Annotated in this window: 19 protein-coding genes; 8 read left to right on the top strand and 11 right to left on the bottom strand. The window is 68.9% G+C overall.

The window, feature by feature from the left end; translation table 11 throughout:
- Position 1: 1 nt before the first annotated feature.
- Both E3N86_RS06075 and E3N86_RS06070 read right to left on the bottom strand, forming a co-directional pair.
- Positions 2-850, bottom strand: a complete 849-nt coding sequence (locus E3N86_RS06075) for an SDR family NAD(P)-dependent oxidoreductase (protein ID WP_134511559.1) — start codon at positions 848-850, stop codon at positions 2-4.
- Positions 851-866: 16 nt separating this feature from the next.
- Positions 867-1,916 (bottom strand): LacI family DNA-binding transcriptional regulator, encoded by a 1,050-nt coding sequence (locus tag E3N86_RS06070; protein WP_134511558.1) that lies wholly within the window; start codon positions 1,914-1,916, stop codon positions 867-869.
- Between the two features lie 211 nt (positions 1,917-2,127).
- Here E3N86_RS06070 and E3N86_RS06065 point away from each other — a divergent pair, with 211 nt between their 5' ends.
- The 4 genes from E3N86_RS06065 (at position 2,128) to E3N86_RS06050 (ending at position 7,617) form a co-directional block, all read left to right on the top strand.
- Positions 2,128-3,387, top strand: a complete 1,260-nt coding sequence (locus E3N86_RS06065; protein WP_134342176.1) for an extracellular solute-binding protein — start codon at positions 2,128-2,130, stop codon at positions 3,385-3,387.
- A 6-nt stretch (positions 3,388-3,393) separates the two neighbouring features.
- The gene (locus E3N86_RS06060; RefSeq protein ID WP_134511557.1) at positions 3,394-4,488 is read left to right on the top strand and encodes a carbohydrate ABC transporter permease; all 1,095 of its coding nucleotides are present in this window, start codon (positions 3,394-3,396) and stop codon (positions 4,486-4,488) included.
- Entirely contained in the window at positions 4,485-5,393 is a 909-nt protein-coding gene (locus E3N86_RS06055; RefSeq protein ID WP_134373016.1) for a carbohydrate ABC transporter permease, read from the top strand. Before E3N86_RS06060 ends, E3N86_RS06055 begins: the two co-directional genes overlap by 4 nt.
- A gap of 172 nt (positions 5,394-5,565) precedes the next feature.
- Positions 5,566-7,617 carry a glycogen debranching N-terminal domain-containing protein gene (locus E3N86_RS06050; RefSeq protein ID WP_134511556.1) on the top strand — a complete coding sequence of 684 codons (2,052 nt, stop codon included), beginning with the start codon at positions 5,566-5,568 and terminating at the stop codon, positions 7,615-7,617.
- Between the two features lie 552 nt (positions 7,618-8,169).
- Here E3N86_RS06050 and E3N86_RS17800 read toward each other — a convergent pair.
- Genes E3N86_RS17800 through E3N86_RS06030 form a run of 3 tightly spaced genes read right to left on the bottom strand, consistent with a single transcriptional unit; the run spans position 8,170 to position 12,546 of the window.
- Positions 8,170-10,365 (bottom strand): FAD-dependent monooxygenase, encoded by a 2,196-nt coding sequence (locus E3N86_RS17800; RefSeq protein ID WP_370295338.1) that lies wholly within the window; start codon positions 10,363-10,365, stop codon positions 8,170-8,172.
- Between the two features lie 20 nt (positions 10,366-10,385).
- On the bottom strand, positions 10,386-11,639 hold the full coding sequence (locus tag E3N86_RS06035) for a type III polyketide synthase (protein ID WP_233191158.1): 1,254 nt from the start codon (positions 11,637-11,639) through the stop codon (positions 10,386-10,388).
- A gap of 55 nt (positions 11,640-11,694) precedes the next feature.
- Positions 11,695-12,546 (bottom strand): phosphatase PAP2 family protein, encoded by an 852-nt coding sequence (locus E3N86_RS06030; RefSeq protein ID WP_134342434.1) that lies wholly within the window; start codon positions 12,544-12,546, stop codon positions 11,695-11,697.
- Positions 12,547-12,829: 283 nt separating this feature from the next.
- Here E3N86_RS06030 and E3N86_RS06025 point away from each other — a divergent pair, with 283 nt between their 5' ends.
- On the top strand, positions 12,830-13,768 hold the full coding sequence (locus E3N86_RS06025) for a phosphodiesterase (protein ID WP_174720204.1): 939 nt from the start codon (positions 12,830-12,832) through the stop codon (positions 13,766-13,768).
- Here the strand turns inward: E3N86_RS06025 and E3N86_RS06020 are convergent.
- The 6 genes from E3N86_RS06020 to E3N86_RS05995 form a co-directional block, all read right to left on the bottom strand.
- Positions 13,698-15,428, bottom strand: coding sequence for a stealth family protein (locus tag E3N86_RS06020; RefSeq protein ID WP_134373025.1), 1,731 nt, complete (start codon positions 15,426-15,428; stop codon positions 13,698-13,700). The genes E3N86_RS06025 and E3N86_RS06020 overlap by 71 nt on opposite strands.
- A 149-nt stretch (positions 15,429-15,577) precedes the next feature.
- Positions 15,578-15,781 carry a DUF1761 domain-containing protein gene (locus tag E3N86_RS17315; RefSeq protein ID WP_134511555.1) on the bottom strand — a complete coding sequence of 68 codons (204 nt, stop codon included), beginning with the start codon at positions 15,779-15,781 and terminating at the stop codon, positions 15,578-15,580.
- A 143-nt stretch (positions 15,782-15,924) separates the two neighbouring features.
- Positions 15,925-16,299: a DUF488 domain-containing protein gene (locus E3N86_RS06010; RefSeq protein WP_104099553.1), complete on the bottom strand. Its 375-nt coding sequence runs from the start codon at positions 16,297-16,299 to the stop codon at positions 15,925-15,927.
- A gap of 52 nt (positions 16,300-16,351) precedes the next feature.
- Positions 16,352-18,355 carry a thioredoxin domain-containing protein gene (locus tag E3N86_RS06005; protein ID WP_134511554.1) on the bottom strand — a complete coding sequence of 668 codons (2,004 nt, stop codon included), beginning with the start codon at positions 18,353-18,355 and terminating at the stop codon, positions 16,352-16,354.
- An 81-nt stretch (positions 18,356-18,436) separates the two neighbouring features.
- Positions 18,437-19,120: a nicotinamide riboside transporter PnuC gene (pnuC, locus tag E3N86_RS06000; protein WP_134511553.1), complete on the bottom strand. Its 684-nt coding sequence runs from the start codon at positions 19,118-19,120 to the stop codon at positions 18,437-18,439.
- Positions 19,121-19,256: 136 nt separating this feature from the next.
- A complete protein-coding gene (locus E3N86_RS05995; RefSeq protein ID WP_134511552.1) occupies positions 19,257-20,024 on the bottom strand; it encodes a metalloregulator ArsR/SmtB family transcription factor in 768 nt (255 codons plus the stop codon).
- A 120-nt stretch (positions 20,025-20,144) separates the two neighbouring features.
- Between E3N86_RS05995 and hrpA the strand changes: the two genes are divergently transcribed.
- The 3 genes from hrpA to E3N86_RS05980 all read left to right on the top strand — a co-directional run.
- The gene (gene hrpA, locus E3N86_RS05990; protein ID WP_134511551.1) at positions 20,145-24,056 is read left to right on the top strand and encodes an ATP-dependent RNA helicase HrpA; all 3,912 of its coding nucleotides are present in this window, start codon (positions 20,145-20,147) and stop codon (positions 24,054-24,056) included.
- Between the two features lie 248 nt (positions 24,057-24,304).
- Positions 24,305-24,874: a hypothetical protein gene (locus tag E3N86_RS05985; RefSeq protein ID WP_134511550.1), complete on the top strand. Its 570-nt coding sequence runs from the start codon at positions 24,305-24,307 to the stop codon at positions 24,872-24,874.
- A gap of 41 nt (positions 24,875-24,915) precedes the next feature.
- The coding region (locus E3N86_RS05980) for a DUF222 domain-containing protein (RefSeq protein ID WP_134511549.1) at positions 24,916-25,293 on the top strand (378 nt) is incomplete at its 3' end.

Genomic DNA, 25,293 nt, shown 5'->3' with positions numbered 1-25,293 from the left:
GCTACCGGCGCTCCTCCGCCACGCTGTTACCGCCGTCGACGACGATCGTCTGGCCGGTGACGTATGACGCGCCGGGCGAGGCCAGCCAGGCGATCACGGAGGCCACCTCGGCAGCCGTGCCGCTGCGCCCGACGGGCACGAGCGCGCCCTCGACTGCCTCGCTCTCCAGCTGCGACCCGGTCTCGATCCAGCCCGGTGCGACCGCGTTGGCGGTGATGCCGAGCCAGGCCTCATCCACGGCGAGCGCTCGGGTGAGCCCGGCCAGACCAGCCTTCGCGGCCGCATACGTCAGGTCCCCGCGCGACGCCATCACCGGCCCAGACACGCTGGACACTGTGACGATGCGCCCCCAGGCCGCCGCGTGCATGAAGCCGATCACGGTGCGCGTGGCGTGGAAGGCGGTCGATAGGTTGATCGCGAGGCCGCGGTCCCACTCGTTCGGCAACGTGGTGCTCACGTCGCCGTGCAGCATCTCGGCATCGCCGACCGCGACCATGCCCGCGTTGTTCACCAGAATCGTGGGCGCCAGCCCGGCGGTCGCGAGGGAGTCGGCGAGCACCAGCGCGCCGGCCTCGGCGTGGAGGGTGCAGACGATGCCGGATGCCGCGATGCCCCGTTCCGTCAGCTCAGCCGCTCGCTCGTGCACGCGTTCGGTCGTGGCGGTGAGCACGACGTGTGCACCGAGCTCACCCAGCATCCGTGCCGCGGCGAATCCGATCCCGGAGGCGCTGCCGGCCCCGGTGACCAGGGCCGTACGACCGGCGAGGTTCCACGCGTCGGGCAGGGCGAAAGCGAGAGGGACGGGGACACCGATAGAAACAGGGAGTCCGACAACCTCGGGGAGAGTCATGGCGTCATGCTAGCGGCTACCGCGGCACGTCCATCGGGATGGCGGCGAACTCGCGCACGACCAGCCGGGGCGTGACCATCCGGTGCCGGGGTTCGGCCGACTCGGGGGCTCCGTGCACCTTGCCGCCGAACTCGCCGGTAAGCAGTTCGAGCACTCCGGCGGCCACCTCGTCCACTGCTTGGTCGACGCTGGAAAGCCCGATCGCGGCGGCGATGGGGGTGTTGTCGTAGCCGGTGACATGCACACGCTCGGGGTTCGCGATCATCGCCCCGAGGGCGAGCGAGTCGCTCGCGCAGAGCACGGCATCGATCTGGCCGGCGTTCTGCCGCAACTGCTGCATGGCCGCGGTGCCCTGGCTGACGCCGTCAGTGGTGACGATCTCCAGCTCGGCCAAGTCCCGCTCCGAGACGTCGCCGCGTTCGATCATCGCGTCGTACCAGCCTCGTCGGCGGTCATCGCCGGTGCCCGACGGGCTGGGCCAGCCGATGTAGGCGATGCGCCGGGCTCCGGTCTCCTGCTGTGTCCGCGTGGCAGCGTGCAGGCCGGACCAGCCATCCACATCCACCCACAGGTGCTGCGGGTCGTTCATATCGTCGACTCCCCACGGCCGCCCGAAGGTGACGAAGGAGATGCCGTTCTCGATCAGCCATCGGGTGCGTGGGTCGCCGGCGAACGTCGACGTGAGCACGAAACCATCGACATCCGCGCCGTCGTTCAGGCGCCGGAACTGGATGATCTCGTCTTCGGGGCTCGTGGCCGTGAACAGCAGCACCCGCAGCCCCTGGGCGTCGGCCTGCTCGGTCACGGCGTGCAGAAACCGGTCGAGCACCGAACCGGAGATGCCGTCGATCACCGGGTCCAGCCGGATGCCGATGGTCGAGCTGCGCCGCGTGCGCAGCCGGCGGGCGGAGGCGTGCGGCCGGTACCCGAGTTCGGCGATGGCAGCCTCGACCCGCTGGCGGGTGTCGGTGCGCACGATGCCGGGCGAATTCATCACATTCGAGACGGTCTGCCGGGAGACGCCGGCCGCGAGCGCGACATCCGTCACCGTGGGGAACCCACCCATCGCCGCTCCTGCCCCACGCCCTTGTCGGACGCGCCTGCCCCCGTGAATTGAACGATCAAATATTGTTCTGCACAGAATACCGTGTCTCGACGGATCGCGGAAACACGGTGATTAGATCGATCAAAAAAAGTTTGATCGATCAAATGAATTCAGCTATCGTGACCGTTACACAAGCAAACGCGCATCGATGCGCGACTCAAGGAGAAACAAGATGCAACGACGCAACTCCCGCTGGCTGATCGGAACCGGGCTCGCCGTGGCCGGCGCCCTCACCCTCAGCGCGTGCGGTTCCGGATCCGGCTTCGGCGGCGACACCGCCGATTCGGGCGGAGAGCTCACGAGCGATTCCACCCAGGGGCTCAACATTCTGATCGGTTCCAGCGGCGACGCCGAGACCGCCTCCGTCAACGCCGCCGTGGCCGCCTGGTCCGAGACCTCTGGCACCGACGCCAAGGTCAGCGTCGCCAGCGACCTCAACCAGCAGCTCGCCCAGGGCTTCGCGGCCCAGAAGCCCGCCGACGTCTTCTACCTGTCGACGGATGCGCTCGCCGGCTATGCCTCGAACGGCTCGCTCCTGGCCTACGGCGACGATCTGGCCAACAAGGACGACTTCTACCCGAGCCTGGTCAGTTCCTTCACGTACGAGGGCGACTTCTACTGCGCGCCGAAGGACTTCTCGACCCTGGGTCTGATCATCAACGACGACCTCTGGGCTCAGGCCGGGCTGACGGATGCCGACATCCCCACCACCTGGGACGAGCTCGCGGCCGTCAGCAAGACGCTCACGACCGACAGCCAGGTCGGACTCGCCCTCGGCGGCGAATACGCCCGTCTGGGCGCGTTCATGGCCCAGGCCGGCGGCAGCCTGATGAGCGAAGACAACACCGAGGTCACCGCGAACAGCGCGGAGAACGTCGCGGGCCTCGAATACGCGCAGACCCTCCTGAACGACGGGGTGATGAGCTACGCCAGCGAAATCGGTGCCGGGTGGGGTGGCGAGGCGTTCGGCAAGCAGCTCTCGGCCATGACCATTGAGGGCAACTGGATCACGGGCGCGATGAAGAGCGACTTCCCCGACGTCAACTACACGGTCGCCGAGCTGCCTGCAGGCCCGGAGGGCCAGGGCACCCTGCAGTTCACCAACTGCTGGGGAATCGCCGCCGACAGCCCCAACCAGGCCGGCGCGCTCGAGCTCGTCGAACAGCTCACCAGCAAGGATGCCCAGCTCACCTTCTCGGAAGAATTCGGCCCGATGCCCTCGATCAAGTCGGCCGCCGAAGACTGGAAGAGCGCCAACCCCACCCTGGTGGCCTTCCTCGACGGCGCCGACTACGCCAAGGGCGTGCCCAACGTGCAGGGCGCCGCGGATGTCACGAGCGACCTGAACGCCCAGCTCGAGTCGCTGAAGACCGGGGACGCGCAAGCGATTCTCGATTCCGTGCAGAAGAACCTCGAAGCACTGCTGAAGTAGTCCACCATGTCGACGCCTGCACGCACGGCTCGCCGCTCGAATATCCGGGGCGGCGAGACCGCCTCGGGGTGGCTCTTCACCGCCCCGATGATCATCCTGCTCGGCTTGTTCCTGGTCATCCCGGTGCTGATGGCCCTCTGGGTCAGCTTCTCCGACTGGAACGGCCGCGGCAGCCCTTTCAGCGGCGCAGTGTCGTTCGTGGGCCTCGACAACTACTCCGCCCTGGTCGGCGGCGGCGGCCTGGCCGAACAGGACTTCGGCACGGCGCTGCGTAACAACGCCTGGTACGTCCTCCTGGTCGTGCCGACCCAGACCATGCTGTCGCTGCTGCTGGCCGTGCTGGTCAACCGGCAGATCCTGCGCGGCCGCGGCTTCTTCCGCACCGCGTTCTATTTCCCGTCGGTGACCAGCTCGGTGGCCATCACGGTGCTCTGGCTGTTCCTGTTCAGCGCCAGCGGCGCCGTCAACAAACTGCTGGCGTTCATCGGCGTCAACGGACCGAACTGGTTCAACGACCCCAGCGGCGTGCTGCACAACATCCTCGGAGCGTTCGGCGTTGAGACCGGCCCGGCCGCGCTCACGGGCAACACGTTCCTCGGAATCTCTTTCTGGGAGTGGCTCGCCGGGCCATCCGTGGCCATGAGCGCCTTCATCCTGATGGCCGTGTTCACCACCAGCGGCACGTTCATGCTGCTGTTCATCGCCGCGTTGCAGAACCTCAGCGGCGACGTCGTCGAGGCCGCCATGATGGACGGCGCCAACGGCTGGCAGCGGTTCTGGCGGGTCACCCTCCCCCAGCTGCGACCGACCCTCTTCACCGTGCTCACCCTCGGCCTGATCGGTGCCTGGCAGGTCTTCGACCAGATCTATACCGGCACGCAGGGTGGACCAGGCAAGACCACGCTCACTCCGGCCTATCTCTCCTATCAGGCCGCTTTCACCAACCAGGCCTGGGGCCAGGGCGCCGCGATCGCTTTCATCCTGTTCGTCATCATCGTGGCCTTCACCCTGTTCCAGCGCGCTCTGCTGGCCGAACGCAAGGTCTCCAACCGGCGGATGCGTCCGTATCTGCAGAGCCCGACATCCGGAGGTTCGAAATGAGCACCACGGTGAGAACCCGCGAGCGCACCGTCTCTCCCTCCCGACGCCTGCGCGCCCTGGGCCGGGAACAGTTGCCGACCCGCGCGATCGCCGGCCGGTCACTGCTGTACGCGATCCTGGTCGTGCTGGCGATCATCTACATCGCCCCGTTTCTGATTCAGGTCGCCACCTCCTTCAAAACGGATGGCGATGCCGCCAGCAATCCCATGTCGCTGCTGCCGCAGACCTGGTCCACGGCCGCGTACGAGAGGTTGTTCCTCAACTCGGACTTCCCGGTCTGGTTCCAGAACTCCGCCATCGTCACCGTCTTCGTCACCCTCGGCCGCGTCTTCTTCAATTCCCTGGCCGGTTACGCCCTCGCGCGGCTGCACTTCCGGGGCCGCACCGTGATCTTCGCGCTGCTCATCGCCGTGATGAGCGTGCCCGGGGTCGTGCTCCTGATCCCGAAGTTCCTGGTGATCAACCAGCTCGGCATCTACGACACCTACGTTGCAATGATCGTGCCGCTGCTCACGGATGCCGCGGGCGTCTTCATCATGAAGAACTTCTTCGAGTCGATTCCGGCGAGTGTGGAGGAGCAGGCCCGCATCGACGGGGCCGGCACCTTCCGGGTGTTCTGGTCGATCGTTCTGCCGATGGCCCGGCCGGCCCTGGTGACCATCATCATCCTGTCGTTCCAAGGGTCCTGGAACGAGCTGTCCCACTTCATCGTGGCCACGCAGTCCCCCGAGCTGACGACGCTGACCAAGGGCGTGGCGTCACTGGCCTCCGGGCAGCTCAGCCAGGGCACGCAATACCCACTCAAGCTGGCCGCGGCGGCGATCATGACCATCCCGGTCGCGGTGATGTTCTTCATCTTCCAGAAACGCATCATGAACACCACCGATGGGGCGGTGAAGGAGTAGTCCTTCTCTCCACCCTTTTCCTTCCGTTCCCTCGCTACTTCCGTTCCTTCTGTTCCTTCTGTTTCTTCTGTTTCTTCTGTTTCTTCTCTACTTCCATCCCTTCTCTACTTCCATTCCTTCTGTTCCTTCTGCAGATCCGCACCACAACCCCCTCTGGAGTCGTACCTCGCTCATGTTCTCTCACCCCGTTCAGCCTCTGCTCCATGACTCCGCCATCGTTCTGGCGGCCCCGACCCAGGCGTGGTCGCGGTCCGACGGGCAGACCGACAAACCCATCCACGGCTTGTACCACGCGGACACCCGGATCCTCTCCGGCTGGTCCCTGCTGATCGGCGGCCGGACCGGCGAAGCGATCGGACACGCCCAGCGCGGCGCGGGAGAGGTCACCTTCACGTCGCTGCTCCGCCACCTCGACGACCGCACCGCCGACCCCCGGCTGCGGCTCGAAGTCACCCGCACGGTCACCGCGGGGCGCCTGACCGAACGGATCGAGATCATCTCGGGACTCGAGCAGGCTGTCGACACGACCGTGTCCGTGCGCCTGACGCCCGATTTCGCCGATATGCAGACCGTGAAGGCCGGCCTCGCGGGTGCCGCCGAGCGCGACGCTTTCGGGGGCGTGGACCTGCCCGCGGCACCGGATGTCGTTGTGACGGAGGCGAGCGGGGGCATCCGTCTGTCGACCGACACCGTGGCGGCGCTGGTGGGGGTGAGCGACGACGGGGTGCTGGTCGGCTCGACCGCCGAGGCTGACACCGAGGTCACCGGCACCTGGTCGGTCACCGTGCCCGCGAAAAGCAGCGTCACCGTGGAGTGGACCGTCGAGATCGCGCACGCGGCCACCGTGGTGCAGGCCGCATCGGGGCTGCCTGAGTGGTCCGGGGTGTCGGTGCGCTCCGGCGATGAGCGTCTCGGACGTTGGGTGGCACGTGCGCTCGACGACCTGACCGGTCTGCGGATGGCCACCACGACGAGTCCGGCCGAGCCGTTCCTGGCCGCCGGCGCCCCCTGGTTCTTCACCCTGTTCGGCCGGGATTCCCTGTGGGCGGCGCGCTTCCTGCTGCCGCTCGGCACCGAGATCGCGGGCTCCACGCTGCGCCTGCTCGCGCAGCTGCAGGGCACCAAGAGCGACACCGAGACCGCGGAACAGCCCGGCAAGATCATGCACGAACTGCGCCCCGATGTGTACTCGATGCCCGGCGAGAGCCTGTCGCTGCCGCCGCTGTACTACGGCACCGTCGACGCCACCCCGCTCTGGATCTGCCTGCTGCGCGACGCCTACCGTTGGGGTTTGGCCACCGAAGAAGTCGAGGCTCTGCTGCCTGCCCTCGAAGCTGCCCTCGGCTGGATGCGCGACTTCGGCGACAGCGACGGCGACGGCTTCCTCGAATACGTCGACATCACCGGCCACGGCCTCGCGAACCAGGGCTGGAAGGACTCCGGCGACTCGATCCAGTGGCGCGACGGCAGCCTCGCCGATGGACCGATCGCCCTCTGCGAGGTGCAGGCCTACGCCTACGAGGCCTATATCGGCGGCGCCGAAATGCTCGACGCCTTCGGCAGGGCCGGCGGCGACGCCTGGCGCGCCCGGGCGGCCGCGCTCCAGACCCGGTTCCGGGACTCGTTCTGGATCGACGCGCCCGCCGGCCGCTACCCGGCCGTCGCCCTCGACGCCTTCAAGCGCCCGGTCGACACCGTGACCAGCAACATCGGCCACCTGCTCGGAACCGGGCTGCTCTCCGCGGAGGAGTCCGCCCTCGTGGCCGCCCGGCTCGTGTCCCCGGAGTTGAACTCCGGCTACGGTCTCCGCACGATGTCGACGGACTCCGTCGGCTACTGGCCGCTGAGCTACCACGGCGGCTCGGTGTGGACCCACGACACCGCGATCGCGATCGCCGGTCTGGGGCGCGCCGGTTTCGGTGCCGAGGCCGGCATCCTGATCGAGGGGCTGCTCGCGGCGGCCGAATCATTCGACTACCGCATGCCGGAACTGCACTCGGGCGACGCGTCCTCCCTGGTTGCCGCCGCGGTTCCCTACCCGGCCGCCTGCCGCCCGCAGGCCTGGTCGGCGGCGGCGGCGGTCTCCGTGCTCGGCACCGTGCTCGGCCTGGAACCCGATCCGGTCACCGGCCAGGTCACCTCCACCCCGATTATCCCCGCGGTCGTCGGCGACGTTGCAGTGCGCGGCCTCCGGACCCCGCCGGCGCCGGCCCGCGTCGGCTAGTCGCGGCCCGGCCCGTCGGCCGGCCCATCTCGCCGTGCACACCCAGCTGAGCCTTCCATTCCGTGGCTAATTCAGGAGATTCCACGAGCAGCGGTCCCAGCCCCGCGAAGTTTCGCATGATTCTGCGGGCCGACCGCACCGTGCGCTCGTTTCTCCTGAGTTAGCCCCAACGACCTGCCCGACCGGGCCAGCCCCGCCCAGCCCGCACCACCCGGCCGGCCCGGGTCATCCGTCGTCCCGGCGCATAACTCCTGCCAATTCCGGTGAGTGCCCGGAACCGCCCAGGCGTCCCGGGCATCCGTGCCGCAGCTCCGCCGAATTGGAGGAGTTGTGCGCACGGACCGACCTGCACCCCGAATCGGGCAGCAGCAGCAGCCGCGCACACGTCGTGGCCAACTCAGGAGATTCCGTCGAGCGGCGGCCGAGCCCCCGCAAATTTCCGCATGTTTGCGCTGAGTTCTGCGATTCGGCCACACCATCCGCACGTTTCTCCTGAGTTAGCCCCAGCGCACCGGGCCGATCGAGTCGAGCGGGCGCGCCGGCGGCGGCGAGCTACAGCCAGCGCATGGTGAAGGCGCGGGCGAGCACGGCGCTGGCGGGCGGCGCCGCGAGGGCGCGCACGAGGCCGTTCCGCGCGCGCAGACTGAGCCCCTGCACGGGTCCGCCCATCGCCATGTTGAAGTCGGCCTGCCGGGCGGCCATCCGAGCGCTGCGCCGGCGGCGGCGGTCGTAATCCCCGAGCACGCCTGAAGCGGCCTCCGGATCCCGCAGCGCCCGCTCCAGCGCCGGGGCCAGTTGCAGCGCGTCGAGCCACCCGAGGTTCATGCCCTGCCCGCCGATCGGGCTGATCTGGTGCGCCGCGTCGCCGATGAGCACGACCCGTCCCGCTACAAGTCTCGTGGCGAGGCGCTGCTGCACCGAGAAGGCGCTGGCCTCCGCGGTCGTCGGAGGCAGCTGCGTGCCGGTGCGGGCACGGATGAGCGCAGCCAGGTCGTCGGACGTCGCATCGGCCTGCAGGGTCGGGGTCATGGCCACCCAGCGGCGTCGGCCTCCCGGCAACGGGAACGACTCGACCACACCACCCCGCTCGAAGAAGAGCACGGCCTCCCCGAGATGCTCCCCCGTGTCGGGGTAGTCGCTCATCAGATACGTCTCGCCGCCGGTGCGCGCGGTGCAGCGGATGCCGAGTAGGTCGCGCACGAGACTGCGGGCGCCGTCGGCGGCGACCACGTAGCGAGCCTCGAGAGTTTCGCCGGCAGACACGCCCCCCTCGCCCGTCCCGCCCGTCCCGATCCCCTCGACCGTCCCGTGAGTCCCGCCTGGCTTCGCCGTCTCGACTGTCTTAGCCGTCTCGACCGCGACCCGACCACCGCGCTCGGACACCCCGGTCACCGTTACGCCGCCGCGCAGCCGGCCGGGCGCGAGTTCGGCGAAGCGCGCGCGCAGCACGGCCTCGGTCTCGAACTGCGGCAGAGAGATCACGCTCTGCATCCGGTCGACGGTTTCGGTGAACGCCAGTCGGCCCAGCGTGCGCCCGTCCGAGCGCACCACACCGCCGCGGATGCGCACCGCCCGGGCGAGCACCTCTTCTGCCACGCCCAGTTGCTCCAGAGCCCGCAACGACGGCGGGTGGATGCCGATGGCCCGGGATCGCAGCGACGGCTTGGCTCGCTGCTCGACCACCTCCACGTCGACACCGCGCACCGCCAGCAGTCCAGCGAGCAGGATGCCCACCGGTCCCCCGCCGACCACGATCACGTCCCGAACCCGTGCCCCGCTGTCGTTCGCCTGCCCCCGCTCGTGCACGTGCACGTGCACGCGTTCAGGTTCCCTTTCCGGTCGAGAGTGCCCGTTGCGCCGGTCACTTTTGACCGGAAAGGACACGCTCGCCGGCACCGTCTCAGCAAGAACCGACCCAGCCGACGCCGATACAGCCGACGGCACAGCCGACGCGAACCCGGCAGACGCCGGCCCGGCCGGCACCACCCGGCGCAGCACGAGGCGTGACGGATGTTCCCGCGTCACCTGCCACCCGGGCGGCACCACCTCGCGCAGCTCGGCCGCCGTAAAACTGCGGCGAATGGAGGTGAGCCCGTCGTCGCGGATGAACGACCGGCGAAAGAGCGGCCAGGTGCCGAGCCCGAAGCCGAGGTACGCGAACCGGCTGCGTTCGATGTCGGCGTGCAGCACCCGGTGCGCGGCGAGCCGTTCCGAGTCGGCGAGCAGTCCGCCGAGCTGTTCGCCGGTGAGGTGGTGCAGCACATGGTTGGAGACGACGACGTCGAACCGGCGCCTTTCTGCGACGAGATCGGAACTGAGCGCCCGCCGAAACGTCAGTCCGGGCAGTGGGGGCAGACTCATCGCGTAGGCGTGCGCGCGGGCATCCGGGTCAACGGCCGTGATGCGCAGGCGCAGGCCGTCCCGTGCGGCCCAGCGGGCCAGCGCCCGCGCCACGTCGCCGCCGCCGCAGCCGACGTCGAGCAGGGTGCTCTCCCGAGTGCTCGACAGCAATGGCCGGATATCGCGGCGGTACATCCCGCGCCACCCCGACACCACGCCGTTCACAAACCGGAAGTTCGCGTAGGTGCTGGCGAGTTTGACGGGGTCACAGTCGGGGTCGTCCATGAGCTCGACGGCGTCACTCGCGCGCCGGCGCAGCGACGGAACGCCCAGCGACGGAACGCCCAGCGACGAGACGCCGAGGAAGGGACGACTCCGCGACGATCGGCGCGCCGAAGGGAAATGCATCGACGGGATGCCCACTTCCGCTACCCGGCGGTGACGGTCATCAGCCCGGATTCGACCGTGAGCCCCGGGCCGAACGCCATCGCGCAGACCCGCTCGCCGTCATCCGTGGCCGGGGAGTCGAGGATGGCCTTGAGCACGAACAGGATCGTCGCGCTGCTCATGTTGCCGTAGGTGCGGAGAGTCTCCCGCGAGGGCACGAGCTGCGCCTCGCTCAGCCCGAGCTTCGCCTCGGTCTTGTCCAGGATGCTGCGCCCGCCCGGATGGATCGCCCAGTGCGCGATCGCGGTGGCCGGTGTGGTGACCGGTGCGACGTCAACCGGTGCGACCAGGGTTGCGACCGACCCGGCCGAGACACCCTCCGGCACCCCGGCAGGCAGGAGCGACGGCACCCTGGAAGGCACAAGCGCCGGCGCCAACACTGCGCTGAGCGCGACGTCCCGCGCGAAGAGGGGTGCCAGCGCCCCCTCGATGTGCTGGTCGATGATGTGCGGCACGTAGGTGCTGAGGATCATCTCGAACCCTTCGTCGCCGATCTTCCAGGCCATGTCCCCCTCGCCGATGGGCGTGATCACGGTCTCGAACAGGTCGAGGTTGAGGGCGTTCTCGCCCGCCGCGGGGGCGCGGGAGCTGACGATCCCAGCCGCAGCTCCATCCGAGAACAGCGAGGAGGCGACGATCGTGTCCGGGTCGTCCGAGGTGCGCAGGTGCAGCGAACACAGCTCGGCGCTGACGACGAGCACGACGGCGTTCGGGTCGGCGTCGACGAACTGCTTCGCCGTGCGCAGGGCCGGCATCGACGCGTAGCAGCCCATGAAGCCGAGGTGGTAGCGCTGGGTCGCGGGGTTCAGGCCCAGCTCGCGCACGAGCATGTAGTCGGGTCCCGGAGCGTAGAACCCGGTGCACGACACGGTAACCACATGCGTGATGTCCGAGGCCTCGATGCCGGGGCACGCCTCGAGGGCCCGTCGCCCGGCCTCGACGAACAGCTTCGTCGCCTCCACGATGTAGAGCTCGTTGCGCACCCGGGTGCTCGGCTTGAGCAGCTCCTGCGTGGCGGCGTCGAAGAACTGGGGATCGGACGACGCCTTGTCGAGAGTGAGCTCGTCAATGACGGTGTGCCGGGTGTCGATCCCGGACAGGTTGAACGACGCGGTCACCAGGCGCTGGGCCAGGCGGCTGAGTCCCGGCTGGGCGGCGAAGATGTCGCGCACCTGATCCTGGATCAGTACTGTCGGGGGGACCACGGTCTGGAGCGCTCTAAGAGTGACGGGCATAGCCCAAGTGTTACACGTGGGCACGGCCCGGCACACCCCCGTAAATGCCGTCAGATCAGGGCAGCGGGGCGAACAAACGGATGCCCGTGAACCCGATCCCGAGCCCCGCGGCAACGATCGCGGTGACGCCGCCGATGTACGCGATGAGGGTTCCCGGGGTATCGCCGAACGCACGGAAGTACGTGACCAGGAACGCGGCGACCGCGACCGCGGCGAACGGGATCAGGATGCGCAGCTGCAGGCGGTCGACTCTGGGCGGGCGGGCGTTCGTCCCGCCGCGCGGTGCACCGCCCATCGACCACGGGCCGCGGGTCAGCACCAGGCCGGCCACGCAACCCCAGACCGCCACGACGAGCAGAGCCGCGATGACATCGCTGGGCCGATGCCAGCCGTTCGCCAGCGTGGCGACCCCGGCCAGGATGGCGAAGCCGGAACCGCCGAGGGCGGCGAGGCCGCGCGTGCGGGGACTCGCGACCAGGAAAACGGCGAGAGCGGATGCCGCCGCCACCGTTGTATGTCCCGAGGGGAACGAGTTGCCGTCGTAGCCCTCCACCCCGAGGTCCGGCCGGGTCAGGAGCATGATCTTCAGCAGCTGAGTGCTCAACACGGCGGCCAGCGCTACCCCGCAGGCCACGATCAGGGTCCTGCCGTTGCGCCGAACGACGGTCACGACCCCGGTGAGCAGCAGTCCGGCGATGACGGAGACCAGCGGAACGGCATCCAGCAGCTCCTGCGCGAGCGGGGTGACGCTGCGGCGTCCGAACTCCGCGCCGTCGAAGGCGAGCTGGTCCATGGTCTGGCCGGAGAGGGTGCGCACGAAGTAGAGGTAGAGCCCGGCGAACAGGATGATTGCGACGAACGCCCCCACCAGGTAGCGAACGGGGCTGATCGACGAAGAGGTGCGCACGCTCTAGCTTCGCACGCGGCGGCGCGGTTGACTCCGTTCGGACCTCGGGCCTGACCCATCCCTCGGTGAGCCACCTCGGCCGAGCAGCCGTTGCAGGCGCAAGAGGGTACGAAGGAGACCACGTCCTGATCTCGCGGTGACGACGGACCCGGAGGCGAAACACCCGGGCTCTTCACCGTGTTCGCCTGGCATTCACCTAAGGTTCAGCTCATGCTGCTCAAATAATCAGAGTAGAGTCAGCCAACTCTTCGAAGAGCTCTTAGCCCCAACGAATGGATGCTCCGTGAACATTCGAACGGCCGAATACCCCAAGCCGGATCATTTTCTACTCCACCTCAGCGACACCCACCTGCTTGCGAACGGCGGGCGCCTGTACGACCAGGTCGACAGCACCGCCCATCTCGCGCAGCTGTTTGCGGAGGTCGAAGCCTCCTCCGGCCGACCCGACGCCATCATCATCACGGGTGACCTGGCCGACAAGGGCGAACCGGATGCCTACCGGGCCGCTCAACTAATCGTCGAGCCGGCCGCGGCGCGGCTCGGTGCCCGCGTCTTCTGGGTGATGGGCAACCACGACGATCGGGCGGCGTTCCGCAGCACGCTGCTGAACGAGCCGGCGACCACCGAGCCGATCGACCACGTCGACTACATCGGCGGCCTGCGCCTGATCACGCTCGACACCTCCGTTCCCGGCCACCACCACGGCGCCGTGACCGACGACCAACTGCGCTGGCTGGCCGGCCAGCTGAGCGTTCCGGCGCCGGACGGCACCATTCTGGCCATGCACCACCCGCCCGTGCCGAGCGTGCTCGACCTGGCCGTGTCGGTCGAGTTGCGCGGCCAGGCCCGTCTTGCACAGGTGTTGCGCGGCTCGGATGTGCGCAGCATCCTCGCCGGGCACCTGCACTACTCCTCGACCGCGACGTTCGCGGGCATTCCGGTGTCGGTGGCGTCGGCCACCTGCTACACCCAGGACCTGAATGTTCCGGTCGGCGGCACGCGGGGCCGCGACGGGGCACGCACCTTCAACCTCGTGCATGTGTTCGCTGACACGATACTGCACTCGGTCGTTCCGCTGGGTGACTACCCGGCGCTGGACTACGTCGACGCGACGGAAAGTGCGCGACGGCTCGCCGGCGACAACATCCGGATCATGCCCGCGGGTACTCTGCCAACGTTCCGCGAACCCCCGATGACCACACCGATCCCGGTTCTGCACTAGACGGCGGCGTGTGCCCGGCCTGGCCGGGAACGAGCTGGTTCTCGCGTTCCCACGGGGCGACGATCGGGAAGTAACGTTCGAGGAAGTCGGTCACGGCCGCGCGGCGAACCTCGTCGGAGATCTCCGGGTTGCTTCCGTCGTTCAGGCAGAACATGTCCTGGTCGCGGCGCTTGCGCAGGGCGTTCATCTGACGCAGTGCCAGCTTCAGCGTGGTTTCGATGTACAGTGAGCGCGCCTGGGTCTGCTCGACCGCCCGCCCGGTCATCAGCGCGTAGTAGTGGTACAGCGAGTTCGTGACCGAGATATCGGTCGCTGAGCGGAACTGGCTGGCCGCAGTGCGGGCGAAATCGCCGGGGAACTCCGCTTCGAGTTCCTGCATCACACTCCTGCGGAGCGGCGCCGCCGTGTGCTCGAGGTGCCGCGTGGTGACCTTGCCGAACCGATCGCGCAGCAGGGCGCGGTTGACCCGGGCGCCGTTCTCGAACCCGCTGCGGCTGGTGTTGTTCTCGCCGAGGCCGATCCGGGTGGATGCCTCGATGAACTTGGTCACGCCGCCCGGAGAGAAGAACAGCTCCGGTCCGACAGGGCGGCCGAAGAACATGTCGTCGTTGGAATAGAGGAAATGCTCGGCCAGTCCGGGGATGCGGTGCAGCTGACTCTCCACGGCGTGCGAGTTGTGCGTGGGCAGAACGCTCAGGTCGGGGAAGAAATCCTCGCTGCGCATGATGGTGACGCGCGGGTGCTCGGCCAGCCACACCGGGGCCGGCGAATCCGTGGCGATGAAGATGCGGCGCACCCAGGGCGCGAACATGTAGACGCTGCGGAGGGCGTACTTGAGCTCGTCGATCTGGCGGAAACGGGCATCCGAATCGTCGCCGTCTCCGACGACATAGGCCTGCATGCGCTTGGCCCGCTCACGCTGGAAATCACTGGACGAGCCGTCGACCCAGGAGAAGACCATGTCGATATCGAAACTGACGTCGCTGGCCAGGTCGTCGAACATGTGCTGCAGGGTGCGCCAGGTGCGCCCGAAGAGGTCGATCGTGGTCTCGCGGGCCTCCGAACGCGGCAGACGTGCCCGCATCAGCGAGTTCTCGACGGGCGCGACGATCTCATCGTCGCCGAAGTGCCAGAGCTCGAACTGGAAGGCCGTCTCGGCGCCGTAGCGCAGGCGGCCGATCGGCTCGATGCGCGGTCGGTAGACCCGGAAGACGGATGACTTGCGCAGCGTCGTCAGGGCGCCGTCCGCCAGGAGCAGGGCCGGGGCCAGATTCCCGTCGAGGGGCTTGGCGTAGAAGGGCTCGTTCGCGAAAGCCTCCGCAAGGATGCGGGTGAGGTTCTTGCGGCGTTTGCGGTCGACCGCGATCACCGGGCGGTCCCCGTCGCCGCGCACGAGCAGGAAGTCGATGCCGGCCCGTTCGAGCGCGTCGCGGACCGCGAGGAGGTCCTTGACCATCGACTCGTGGGGGGTGAAGTGACCGTTGATCAAGTTGATCTCGCCCTTGCGCACGACCACGTCATCACGGTCGAAACGGCGGGTGCGCGGGTCGGGTGAGAGCAGCACGAGCTCGGGTTCCTGGCTCAGCGTCAGCACGGGCAGGTTGTCTGCCGGTTCGTTCGAGGAGCGACGCTCGGTTTCCGGGCGATCGAACGTGGCCATGGTCCTCCTCGAGAAGAATTGGGAACACTCATTCACGAGGCAACCACACGCAGTGCCGGGGAGAGTGCGTCCGTTGATGCCGGACAGCAACGACCGGTTCAGAGACCGGAGCGAAGCAGCCGGCGGAACGCGGTGGCGCCGTTGCTATTCTACGTCTTCTGCGTCCCCCGCTCGCCGCGGTGACGGGACCGCCCGGTGATCGCGGTCGAGCCCGTGCGCAGGCTTTCCTCGTCGTGGCCGACGGCTGTCATCCAGGAGGTACCGAACGCCAGGTGCGAGTACCCGATCGCGCCGACGACCATGCTGGACGCGGTGGCCAGGAGTACGGCCCGGATGGTGATTTCGGGAACCATCGCCGGAGTCCGTTCGGTCGTCGGCGCCGACCGATGAGGTCGGCTGGCGTGAGGTTGCCGGCTTGAGGTTACCGGCTTGTAGTTACTTCGGAGGCCCGACGGCCGGCGCGATTTCCGCTCAGGTATCGGGTCAGGCGAACGGGTCAGGCCCTGTCAATCACATACTCGGCCAGGATCCTGGCGTGGTTCACCATCGGGTCCCGAGCGCCGTAGACCAGCGTGGTTGTCGTCTGCTTCTCCTCGTCGCGGGCGATGAGCGTGCGGAGTTCCTGCACGGCCGCCGTCGTCTCGGGTGCGGTGTCGAGTTCGGCCCGGTAGCGCACCGCGAACTCATCCAGAAGTGCCCGGTCGTGGTTCCACCACCGGCGCAGCTCCGGGCTGGGCGCGATCTGCTTGAGCCAGGCGTCGAGCCGGGCTTCCTCCTTCGAGACTCCGCGCGGCCACAGCCGGTCGACCAGCACCCGGGTCCCGTCGCTCGCGGAAAGTTCGTCGTAGACCCGCTTGATCTGTATGCCCATCTGTCCATTCTGTTCCCGGCGCGGCCACCGGGCCGACCAGCCTCCGTCCGGGTCAGGCCATCGGCAGGTCGGCGGGATCGGTGACGGGCAGGCGGCAGACGAAGTCACGGCAGAGGTAGGCCGTCGGCAGACCCTGGTGTGCGACCCGGCCGCGGAACAGTTCGAAGCCGGCGTCGGCGAAGGCCTGCGCCTGAACCTCGGTGACGGATGCGACGAGCCCGCTCCCGCGTCGGCGCACCGCGTCGAGCAGTGCGGCGGGTTGCTCGGGGGCGGCCGCGTCCGGCCCTGCCCCCGGCCCGACCACGTCCGCCCCGACCACCACGAGTTGTTCCACGGGGGCGGTCAGAATGCCGGACAGTCGCAGGGCCGCCCCGAAGGCGAGCGGGCGTTCGAGTGCGCGCTCGGCGAGGGCCGCCATCGCGGCAACGGCGGCCGCGCGATAGCGGTCGTCGGCGGTCAGCAGGTAGAGCAGGTTCGCCGCCTCTGCGGTCGCCGTGATCCCGGACGGATAGGCCCCCTCCGACGGGTTGACGTCCAGGGCGAGTCCCTGCGCGGCAAGCACCGGGTCGGGCCCGTCGGGAGCGCGAAACGGCATCCCGCCGGCGACAGTGCCGGCCGTGCCGGCGGCGTCGGTGGGGGCATTGGTACCGGGAGTGCCGGAGCCGGGGATGTCGGTGGCGGACGGTACCGTTTTGGCATCCGTTCCCCCCAGCGTGCCGTCGATGAGCCGGCGCGCGGCCGTGGCATAGCGCACCTCGCCCGTGGCCAGAGCAAGCTCGAGGAGACCCTGTGCACACATCCCGAAGTCCTCCAGGGTGGCCTGAGCGGCAGACGTGCGCCCCGCGATGGAGGCCCGCACGAGGCTGCCGTCCCGGCGCAGGTGACGCGTGAGCAGGTGGTCGGCGGCCCTCGCGGCCGCCGTCGTGAGGTCGGGATCGGCGAGGGCGAACCCGGCGCGGGCCAGGGCTCTGATGGCAAGGCCGTTCCAGCCGGTGAGCACCTTTTCATCGAGCGCGGGCGGCTCCTCCTGCCGCCGGGCGTCCTCGTCCAGGGCGTAGTACAAGCCCTCGACGCGGCGACCGGCAACGGTGCTCTCGGAGTCCTGGGCGCTGGCGAACCCGCCGCCGGGCAGGCGCAGCACGGTCGTGAGGAACCCGGCGACACCCTCCGCGACCGTCTGCGCCCATTTCTCGCCGGTGAGCTGCCAGGCCTGGGTGTAGAGGTCGAGCAGCTGCGCGTTGTCGTAGAGCATCCGCTCGTAGTGCGGGTCGCTCCAGTCCCGGTTCACGGCGTAGCGGAAGAAACCGCCCTCCACCGGGTCGCGCAGGGGCGAGGCACCCATGCGCTTCAGGGTGCGCAGGGCGAGGGCCTGCGCTTCCGGGACCTGTCCCACGGCACCCGGCCGGCCGAGCAGAAACCCCAGCACCGGCGCTATGGGAAACTTGGGCGCGCCGCCGAATCCGCCGAAGCGGGGGTCTTCCAGGCCCACGAGTTCGGCCTGGACCCGGTCGAGCGCGGCGGGGCCGGGCAGCGCTCCGCCGGCACCCTGTTGTGCGGCGGCGGCCGCGAGCGTCTCGGCGACGAGGGACGCGCTCGCGGTGACCTCGGCGCGGCGGTTCGTCCAGGCATCCGTCACCGCTTCAAGCACCTGCCGGAACGACGGATGCCCCGGCAACGGCAGCGGCGGAAAGTAGGTGCCGGCGTAGAAAGCCTGCCCGTCGGGGGTGACGAAGACGTTGAGCGGCCAGCCGAGCCCGCCCACGAAGGCGCTGGCCGCGGCGAGGTAGCTGGCGTCGACCTCGGGATGCTCCTCCCGGTCGACCTTGATGCTCACGAAGTGCCGGTTCAGGTAATCGGCGAGCTCCGGGTCGCTAAAGCTCTCCCGGGCCATGACGTGGCACCAGTGGCAGGTCGAGTAGCCGATCGAGACGAGCACGGGCAGATCCCGCAGCCGAGCCTCCACGAAAGCCTCCGAACCCCAGCCGAACCAGGCAACGGGATTGTCGGCGTGCGAGCGCAGATAGGGGCTGATTGCGTCGGCGAGGTGATTGGACATGCCTCCATTGTGCCGCTGTCCCCGGCCCGACGCTCCCTGCGTATTTCCTCAACGAACCTGAGCGGAGCAGGTCAGGGCCGGTCAGAGCCGGGCGGCCACCAGGTCGACCGCGAGGGCCCTGCGGGCGCGGCGCTGCACGCACATCCAGACGAAGAAGCCGGCGAGGGTGAACGCGCCGTAGAAGATGTAGAGGATGGCCGAGGCGTAGTAGCCGGCGCTGAGCAGCAACGGCACCCCGACGATGTCGACCGCCACCCAGATCAGCCAGAACTCGGTCCAGCCCTTCGCCATGCCGTACGTGGCCAGCAACGAGCCGGTGAAGATCCAGGCATCGGCCCAGACGGGCTCGAACGAGCCGAGCGCACGGAAGACCGGCGTGAGCACCAGAGTGCCCGCGACGAGCCCGAATCCGAGCAGGATGCGCGCGCGAGCACCGGCCCAGTGCGGGGCCACGGCAGCCTGCGCGCTCCCCCGACGATGGGTGGACCACTGGACCCAGCCGAAGATCGACACGACGATGAACATGATCTGCCGCCCGGCCTGGCCGAGCAGATTGACCGGGTTGGGCGTGCCGAACACGGCGCCGAGGAACACCGTGAACAGCAGCGCGTTGCCCGCGATTCCGATCGGCCAGGCCCACACCTTACGGCGCATCCCGCCGACGGCGCTCAGGATGCCGAAGGCGTTGCCGATGATCTCGCGCCAAAGAATGGTCTGGGTTCCGATCTGCAGCTGTGCGTCGAAAAGCCACTCGATCGGGTTCATCCGTCATCTTCCTCGCCGGGCGGTTCCCGCCCTCCCCAACCTAACCCTCCTCCCGGGCTGTTATTCCCGGTGGCGGCAGGGCGGAACGAGACCGCGCGAGGCGGAGCGCGTCAGTTCACGTCGTCGGGCTGCGCGCTCACCCGGCCGGCGGGCTCGGCTCGGCCCACTCGCTTCCGAGGTGCAAATGGCACAGCTCGGGACCCACGAACGGGCGCAGCCCGACCTGGTCCGGGTCGTGGCCGAGCTCGCGGGCGACCCCGCGCACGAGGCCCAGGTGCACCGAGCAGATGACGTCGGGGGCGTCCCGCGCATCGGCGCGAAACGGGCAGGCCAGCAGGGTGATCAGCGGGGCGGCAACGTCGGCGACACCGTCGGAGGCACCGTCGGAGGCACCGTCGTCCACCGCGGACTCGGCTTCCGAAGCCGGAGCCGGCTCCACCGCCGAAACCAGCTCCGGATCGAAGCCGAGCCGGTCGAGGATACTCAGCAGCGGCGCGATGCCCTCCGCGGTGCTCCCCCGCAGCTCGTCGGCGTAGCTCTCGGCCCAGGTCTCACCGGCGCGGATTGCCCGGGCCCGCCCGCTGTCGGCGTCCTCGGCGAGCGCGGTGGCCAGTACCCGGCTCAGATCGTGCTGGGCGCCACCTTCCCGGGCGGCGGGTCCAGCGGTGAAGAGGATTCGCGGGCGGCCACGCGTCCCCGCGCGCCCGACGGCGCGCCGGATCAGGTCGGCGTTCTCGAGCTGATCGAGATGGAACCGGGCGGTCGTCACGTGCAGTCCGATGCGCGCCGCGACCGCGGCGGCGTCGAGCGGGGTGGCCGATCCCATCAGGAGGTCGAGCACCTGGCGGCGCGCGTCGGAGGCAAGGGCGGCGTGCCGGTCCCCCGTCCCTTCGTCGTTGATCATTCTTTGATGCTAACATCGTGCGGTTAAAAACGCGCCGATACAGCCACAGCCGTCGGGCCGATCACAGGCGAACCCGGGCAGCATCCGTCGTTCACCGCGAGGTCATACGATGGAAGGCCCATGATCCCCGTCGAAGTCACCTTCCCACCCGAGCTTCCGGTCAGCCAGCGCCGGGAGGATATCGCGCGCGCCATCCGTGACAACCAGGTGGTCATCGTCGCCGGCGCGACGGGTTCCGGCAAGACCACCCAACTGCCGAAGATCTGCCTCGAGCTGGGCCGGGAGAACATCGGCCACACGCAACCCCGCCGTCTCGCCGCGCGCACGATCGCTGAACGCATCGCCGAGGAACTCGGACAGGAAGTCGGCCAGACGGTCGGCTACCAGGTGCGGTTCACCGACCAGGTCGGCCCGGACACCCGCATCAAGCTGATGACCGACGGCATCCTGCTCAACGAGATGCACCGCGACCGTCTGCTGCGCAAGTACGACACGATCATCATCGACGAGGCGCACGAGCGCAGCCTCAACATCGACTTCCTGCTCGGCTACCTGCGTCAGCTGCTGCCGCAGCGCCCCGACCTCAAGCTCATCATCACCTCCGCGACGATCGACCCGCAGAGCTTCGCCGAGCATTTCGCCACGCCCGACGGCACGCCGGCCCCGATCATCGAGGTCTCCGGGCGCACCTACCCGGTGGAGATCCGCTACCGGCCGCTGGTCGTCGAGGCGATGGACGGCGACGACGACGACACGACGGATGCCGCGCCCACGGTGGACAGGGACTACATCGAGGGAATCTCCGCCGCGCTCGATGAGCTCGAACGGGAGTCCAACGGCGATGTTCTGGTCTTCCTCAGCGGTGAGACCGAGATTCGGGACGCCGCGGACGCCCTGCAGGGCAAGTACGCCTCCTCGGGGCGCACCAGCCCCACCGAGATCCTGCCGCTGTACGGGCGGCTCTCCTCCGCCGACCAGCACAAGGTGTTCCAGCCGTCTAAGGTCGCCGGCGTGCGACGCCGCATCGTGCTGGCGACGAACGTGGCGGAGACCAGCCTGACCGTGCCGGGCATCCGCTACGTCATCGACGCCGGGACCGCCCGGATCAGCCGGTACAGCGTGCGCTCGAAGGTGCAGCGGCTGCCGATCGAGGCCATCTCGCAGGCCTCCGCGAACCAGCGCTCGGGCCGAAGCGGCCGCACCAGCGACGGTATCGCCATCCGCCTCTATTCGGAGGAGGACTTCACCCGCCGGCCTGAGTACACCGAGCCGGAGGTGCTGCGCACGAACCTGGCCGCGGTCATCCTGCAGATGATCTCGCTGGGCCTCGGCGACATCGCCGCGTTCCCGTTCCTCACCCCGCCCGACTCGCGCGGCATCAAGGACGGCCTCGACCTGCTCGCCGAGCTCGGCGCGGTGGCTGCGCTCACCGCCGGCCACAAATCCGGCATCTCCAAGCCCGGCATCTCCAAGCCCGGCATCTCCACACTGACCCGCATCGGCCAGCAGCTCGCAAAGCTGCCCATCGATCCTCGGTTCGGACGAATGGTGATCGAGTCGAAGACGCAGGCGGTGAGCCGCGAGGTGATGGTGATCGTCTCCGGGCTCACCATCCAGGACCCGCGCGAACGGCCCCTCGAGCGCCGCGCGCAGGCCGACCAGCAGCACGCCCGGTTCACCGACCCGACGAGCGACTTCCTGAGCCTGCTGAACCTCTGGAACTACCTCGAGACGCAGCAGAAGGAGCTCGGTTCCAGCGCCTTCCGACGCCTCTGCAAGAACGAGTTCCTCAACTATCTGCGCGTGCGCGAATGGCAGGACGTGTACAAGCAGTTGCGCCAGATGGCCAAGCCGCTCGGTCTCCACATCGGGGATCCCAGCGTGAATCCCGATGGGATCCACCGTTCGCTCCTCGCCGGTCTGCTTTCCCACATCGGTCTCAAGGACACCGCCAAGAAGGACTACATCGGCGCGCGCCAGCAGCGTTTCGTGATCTTCCCGGGCTCGGCGCTCGCGAAGAAGCAACCGAACGCCGTGATGAGCGCGGAACTGGTCGAGACCAGCCGCCTGTTCGCCCGGATGAACGCGGTCGTCGACCCCGCGTGGGCCGAGCCGCTCGCCGGCGACCTCTGCAAGCGCAGCTACTCCGAGCCGCACTGGGAGAAGAAGCAGGGCGCGGTCGTCGCCTACGAGCGGGTCACCCTGTACGGGGTGCCGATCGTGCCGCGCCGCCGGATCCAGTTTTCCCGGGTCGACCCGGCCTACGCTCGCGACCTATTCATCCGGCACGCGCTCGTCGAGGGTGAATGGGACCTTGACCGAATCGACCAGCGCGTCACGGCCTTCGACCGGGCGAACACGAGCCTGCGCAAGGAACTCGCCGAACTCGAGGAGCGCACGCGGCGCCGTGACATCCTGTTCGACGACGAGGCCGTGTTCGAGTTCTACCAGAAACGCATTCCCGCCGACGTATGCTCATCGCGCACGTTCGAAACCTGGTGGCGCCAGGCGCGCACCCAGACGCCCGATCTGCTCACGATGACCGCCGAGGCACTGGTGCCCGAGGACGCGCCGGAGATCGACGAGGCCGTGTTCCCGCCGATCTGGCGCCAGGGCGACCAGAAGTTCGCGCTCAGCTACCGGTTCGAGCCCGGCGCGGACGACGACGGCGTGACCGTGCAGATCCCGCTGGCCCTGCTCGCGAGGCTCTCTCCCACCGGCTTCGACTGGCAGGTACCGGGCCTCCGCGCCGACCTGGTGACCGCACTGATCAAGTCGCTGCCCAAGAGCATCCGTCGCAACGTGGTGCCGGCGGGGGACTGGGCCAAGCGACTGCTGAACGAGTTGCCGCCGGCGCCGGGCGAGGTCTCGGTCGGGGTGTCGGGCCTGGGCGAAGCCACCCGCGGCTCCGTGTTCGACCGCGACGATGTCCCCTTCACCGAGACGCTCGCCGCCCTGATCCAGAAGCTCACCTACGTGTCCGTGAAGGCGAACGACTTCGAGCTGGTCCGGGTTCCGGCCCACCTTCGCATGACGTTCCGTGTCGTGGACGAACGCGGTCGCCCGAGCGCCTCCGGCAAGGACCTCCTGGAACTGCAGCGCCGGCTCGGCACCCAGGCCCGCGAGAGCGTGGCCGCGGCATCCGCTGCCACCCCCACCAATGCGATCGAGCGCACCGGACTCACCACCTGGGATTTCCCGGAGCTGCCCCGGTTCCTCGACACCAGGCAGGGTGACAACACCATCCGCGGCTACCCGACCCTCGTCGACGAGGGTGCGTCGGTGGCGATCCGCATGATGAGCACGGAGGCCGAGCAGGCCCGCACCCTGCCCGATGGGGTGCGTCGCCTGCTGCTGCTCGCCACGCCCTCCCCGGTGGCCTACGTGCAGCAGCACCTCACCGGGGCAGAGAAGCTCAGCCTGGCCACCAGCCCGTATCGCACCACCCAGGCGCTGTTCGACGACTGCCTCGCGGCGAGCGTCGACGACGTGCTGTTCCGGGTGAAGCCCGGCGGCCAGGTGTTCATGCACGCCGAGTTCGACACCATCCGGGACCGGGTGTCCGGCGTCGTGATGGATTCCATGTTCGATACGGTGGGCCTCGTCGCCCGCATCCTCGCCGCCGCGCGCGCCGCCGACAAGGCGCTCAAGGCGTCCACCAGCATGGCCCTGCTCCCGGCCCTGACGGATGCCCGCGCGCAGCTGACCGGGCTCGTCTACCCCGGTTTCGTGAGCGCCACGGGACTCGTGCAGCTGCGGCACTTGCCGCGATACCTCGGCGGCATCACCGCGCGCATCGTGAAGCTCAGCGACAATCCGAGCCGCGACCGGGTCTGGATGAATGAGAGCCAGGCAGCCACGGGCCGGTTCGAGGATGCCGGCGGCACGATCCCCCTGCAGGCGAACGCGGCCGCCAACCTGGTGCGTGCGCGCTGGCTGATCGAGGAACTTCGGATCAGCCTCTTCGCCCAGGAACTGAAGGCCGCGGAGCCCGTTTCCCTCCAGCGGATCCACAAGGCCCTGACCGGCTGAGGTCTCCGTCGTTCTCGGTATCCGGCACCGCTGCGCTGGATCATCGGTAGCCCACCTGCTTGAAGTCAGCGTTGAGGTGGTCCTCCAAACGATCCCTCATCGATACGGGTCCGGGCTGGGCTCCTGGCGGGGCTCCTGGCGGGGCTCCTGGCGGGGCTCCCTTGGAAGGCGTATATAACTACGATAAATTCTGAGTTTTTTCTAGGCTAACATAGTTTATTTGTTCACATTGAGATAAACTCGGGTTGGTGATCAACCTCCTGGAACAGCCCGAAGCGAATGCCGCGCACGGCCTGTCCGCGGCGGCTCGGGCGGTCGCGGGGCTGCATGCTCTCGCGGCGGGGCTCGGGGAATCCCTGCGGTGCTCGGCGGTGCGCGGTCTCGACGACGACGGCCTCCTGCAGGTGACCACGGCGGTCGAGGTCCTCGGCCGGCGGGTCGACGCGCTGCGGGTGGCGGCCGCGGCGGAGGTCGCCGACCGGTCCCGGCCCGAGCTCGGCACCGGGCAGCTCTCGGCGAAGCTGGGCTGCCGCACCGCCGGAGAACTACTCGAGCGCCTGACGCTCGTCTCCGGGCCGACCGCGGGGCGACGGATGCGGTTGGGCACGCAGCTGCGCACCGGCCGCTCCTTGGGGTGGCGAACCGCTGCCGCCCACCTTCCCCGCCACGGCCATCGGCCTGGCCGCCGGGGCGATCGGCGTCGACACGGCCGACGCGATCCTCACCGCGTTGACGCCGACGCTGCGGTACACCGACCTGGACTCGGTGCCAGCAGCCGAGAGCGAGCTGGTCGCCTCGGCCACCGGCACCATTTCTGAGACCCCGGTGCCGGCGTCGGTGCCGGCGTCGGTGCCGGCGGATGAGATCCGGTTGCAGGGTGCGGTCTGGAGGGCCGTGCTCGCCCCCGACGGGTCCCGACCAGCGGCGCCACGACGTGCTCGCCGTGATCCTCGACGTCGTCTCCCGGGCCGGGGAGGCCCCGACCATCGGCGGCGCCCCGGCTACGGTTCTGGTCAGTGTGCGGGAACAGGACCTGAACGCGGACTTCGGTCAGGGCCGCGGCGTCGGCTGGATCGACGGCGTCGAAACCCCGATCTCGATCAGCGCCGTCACGGACCTGATCAGCAACGGCGGTCAGCAGAAAGTCGTCATCACCGACGAGGGACGCATCATCGCCCTCGGCTCACCCGAACGGTGCTTCACCGCCGCGCAACGCCGGGCGATTCAGCTCCGCGAC

The organism is Cryobacterium sp. Hz7 (genome assembly GCF_004402815.1).
Classification (GTDB): Bacteria; Actinomycetota; Actinomycetes; order Actinomycetales; family Microbacteriaceae; genus Cryobacterium; species Cryobacterium sandaracinum.
The sequence above is the reverse complement of the archived record's forward strand: the minus strand, read 5'-3'. Positions and strand labels throughout refer to the sequence as shown.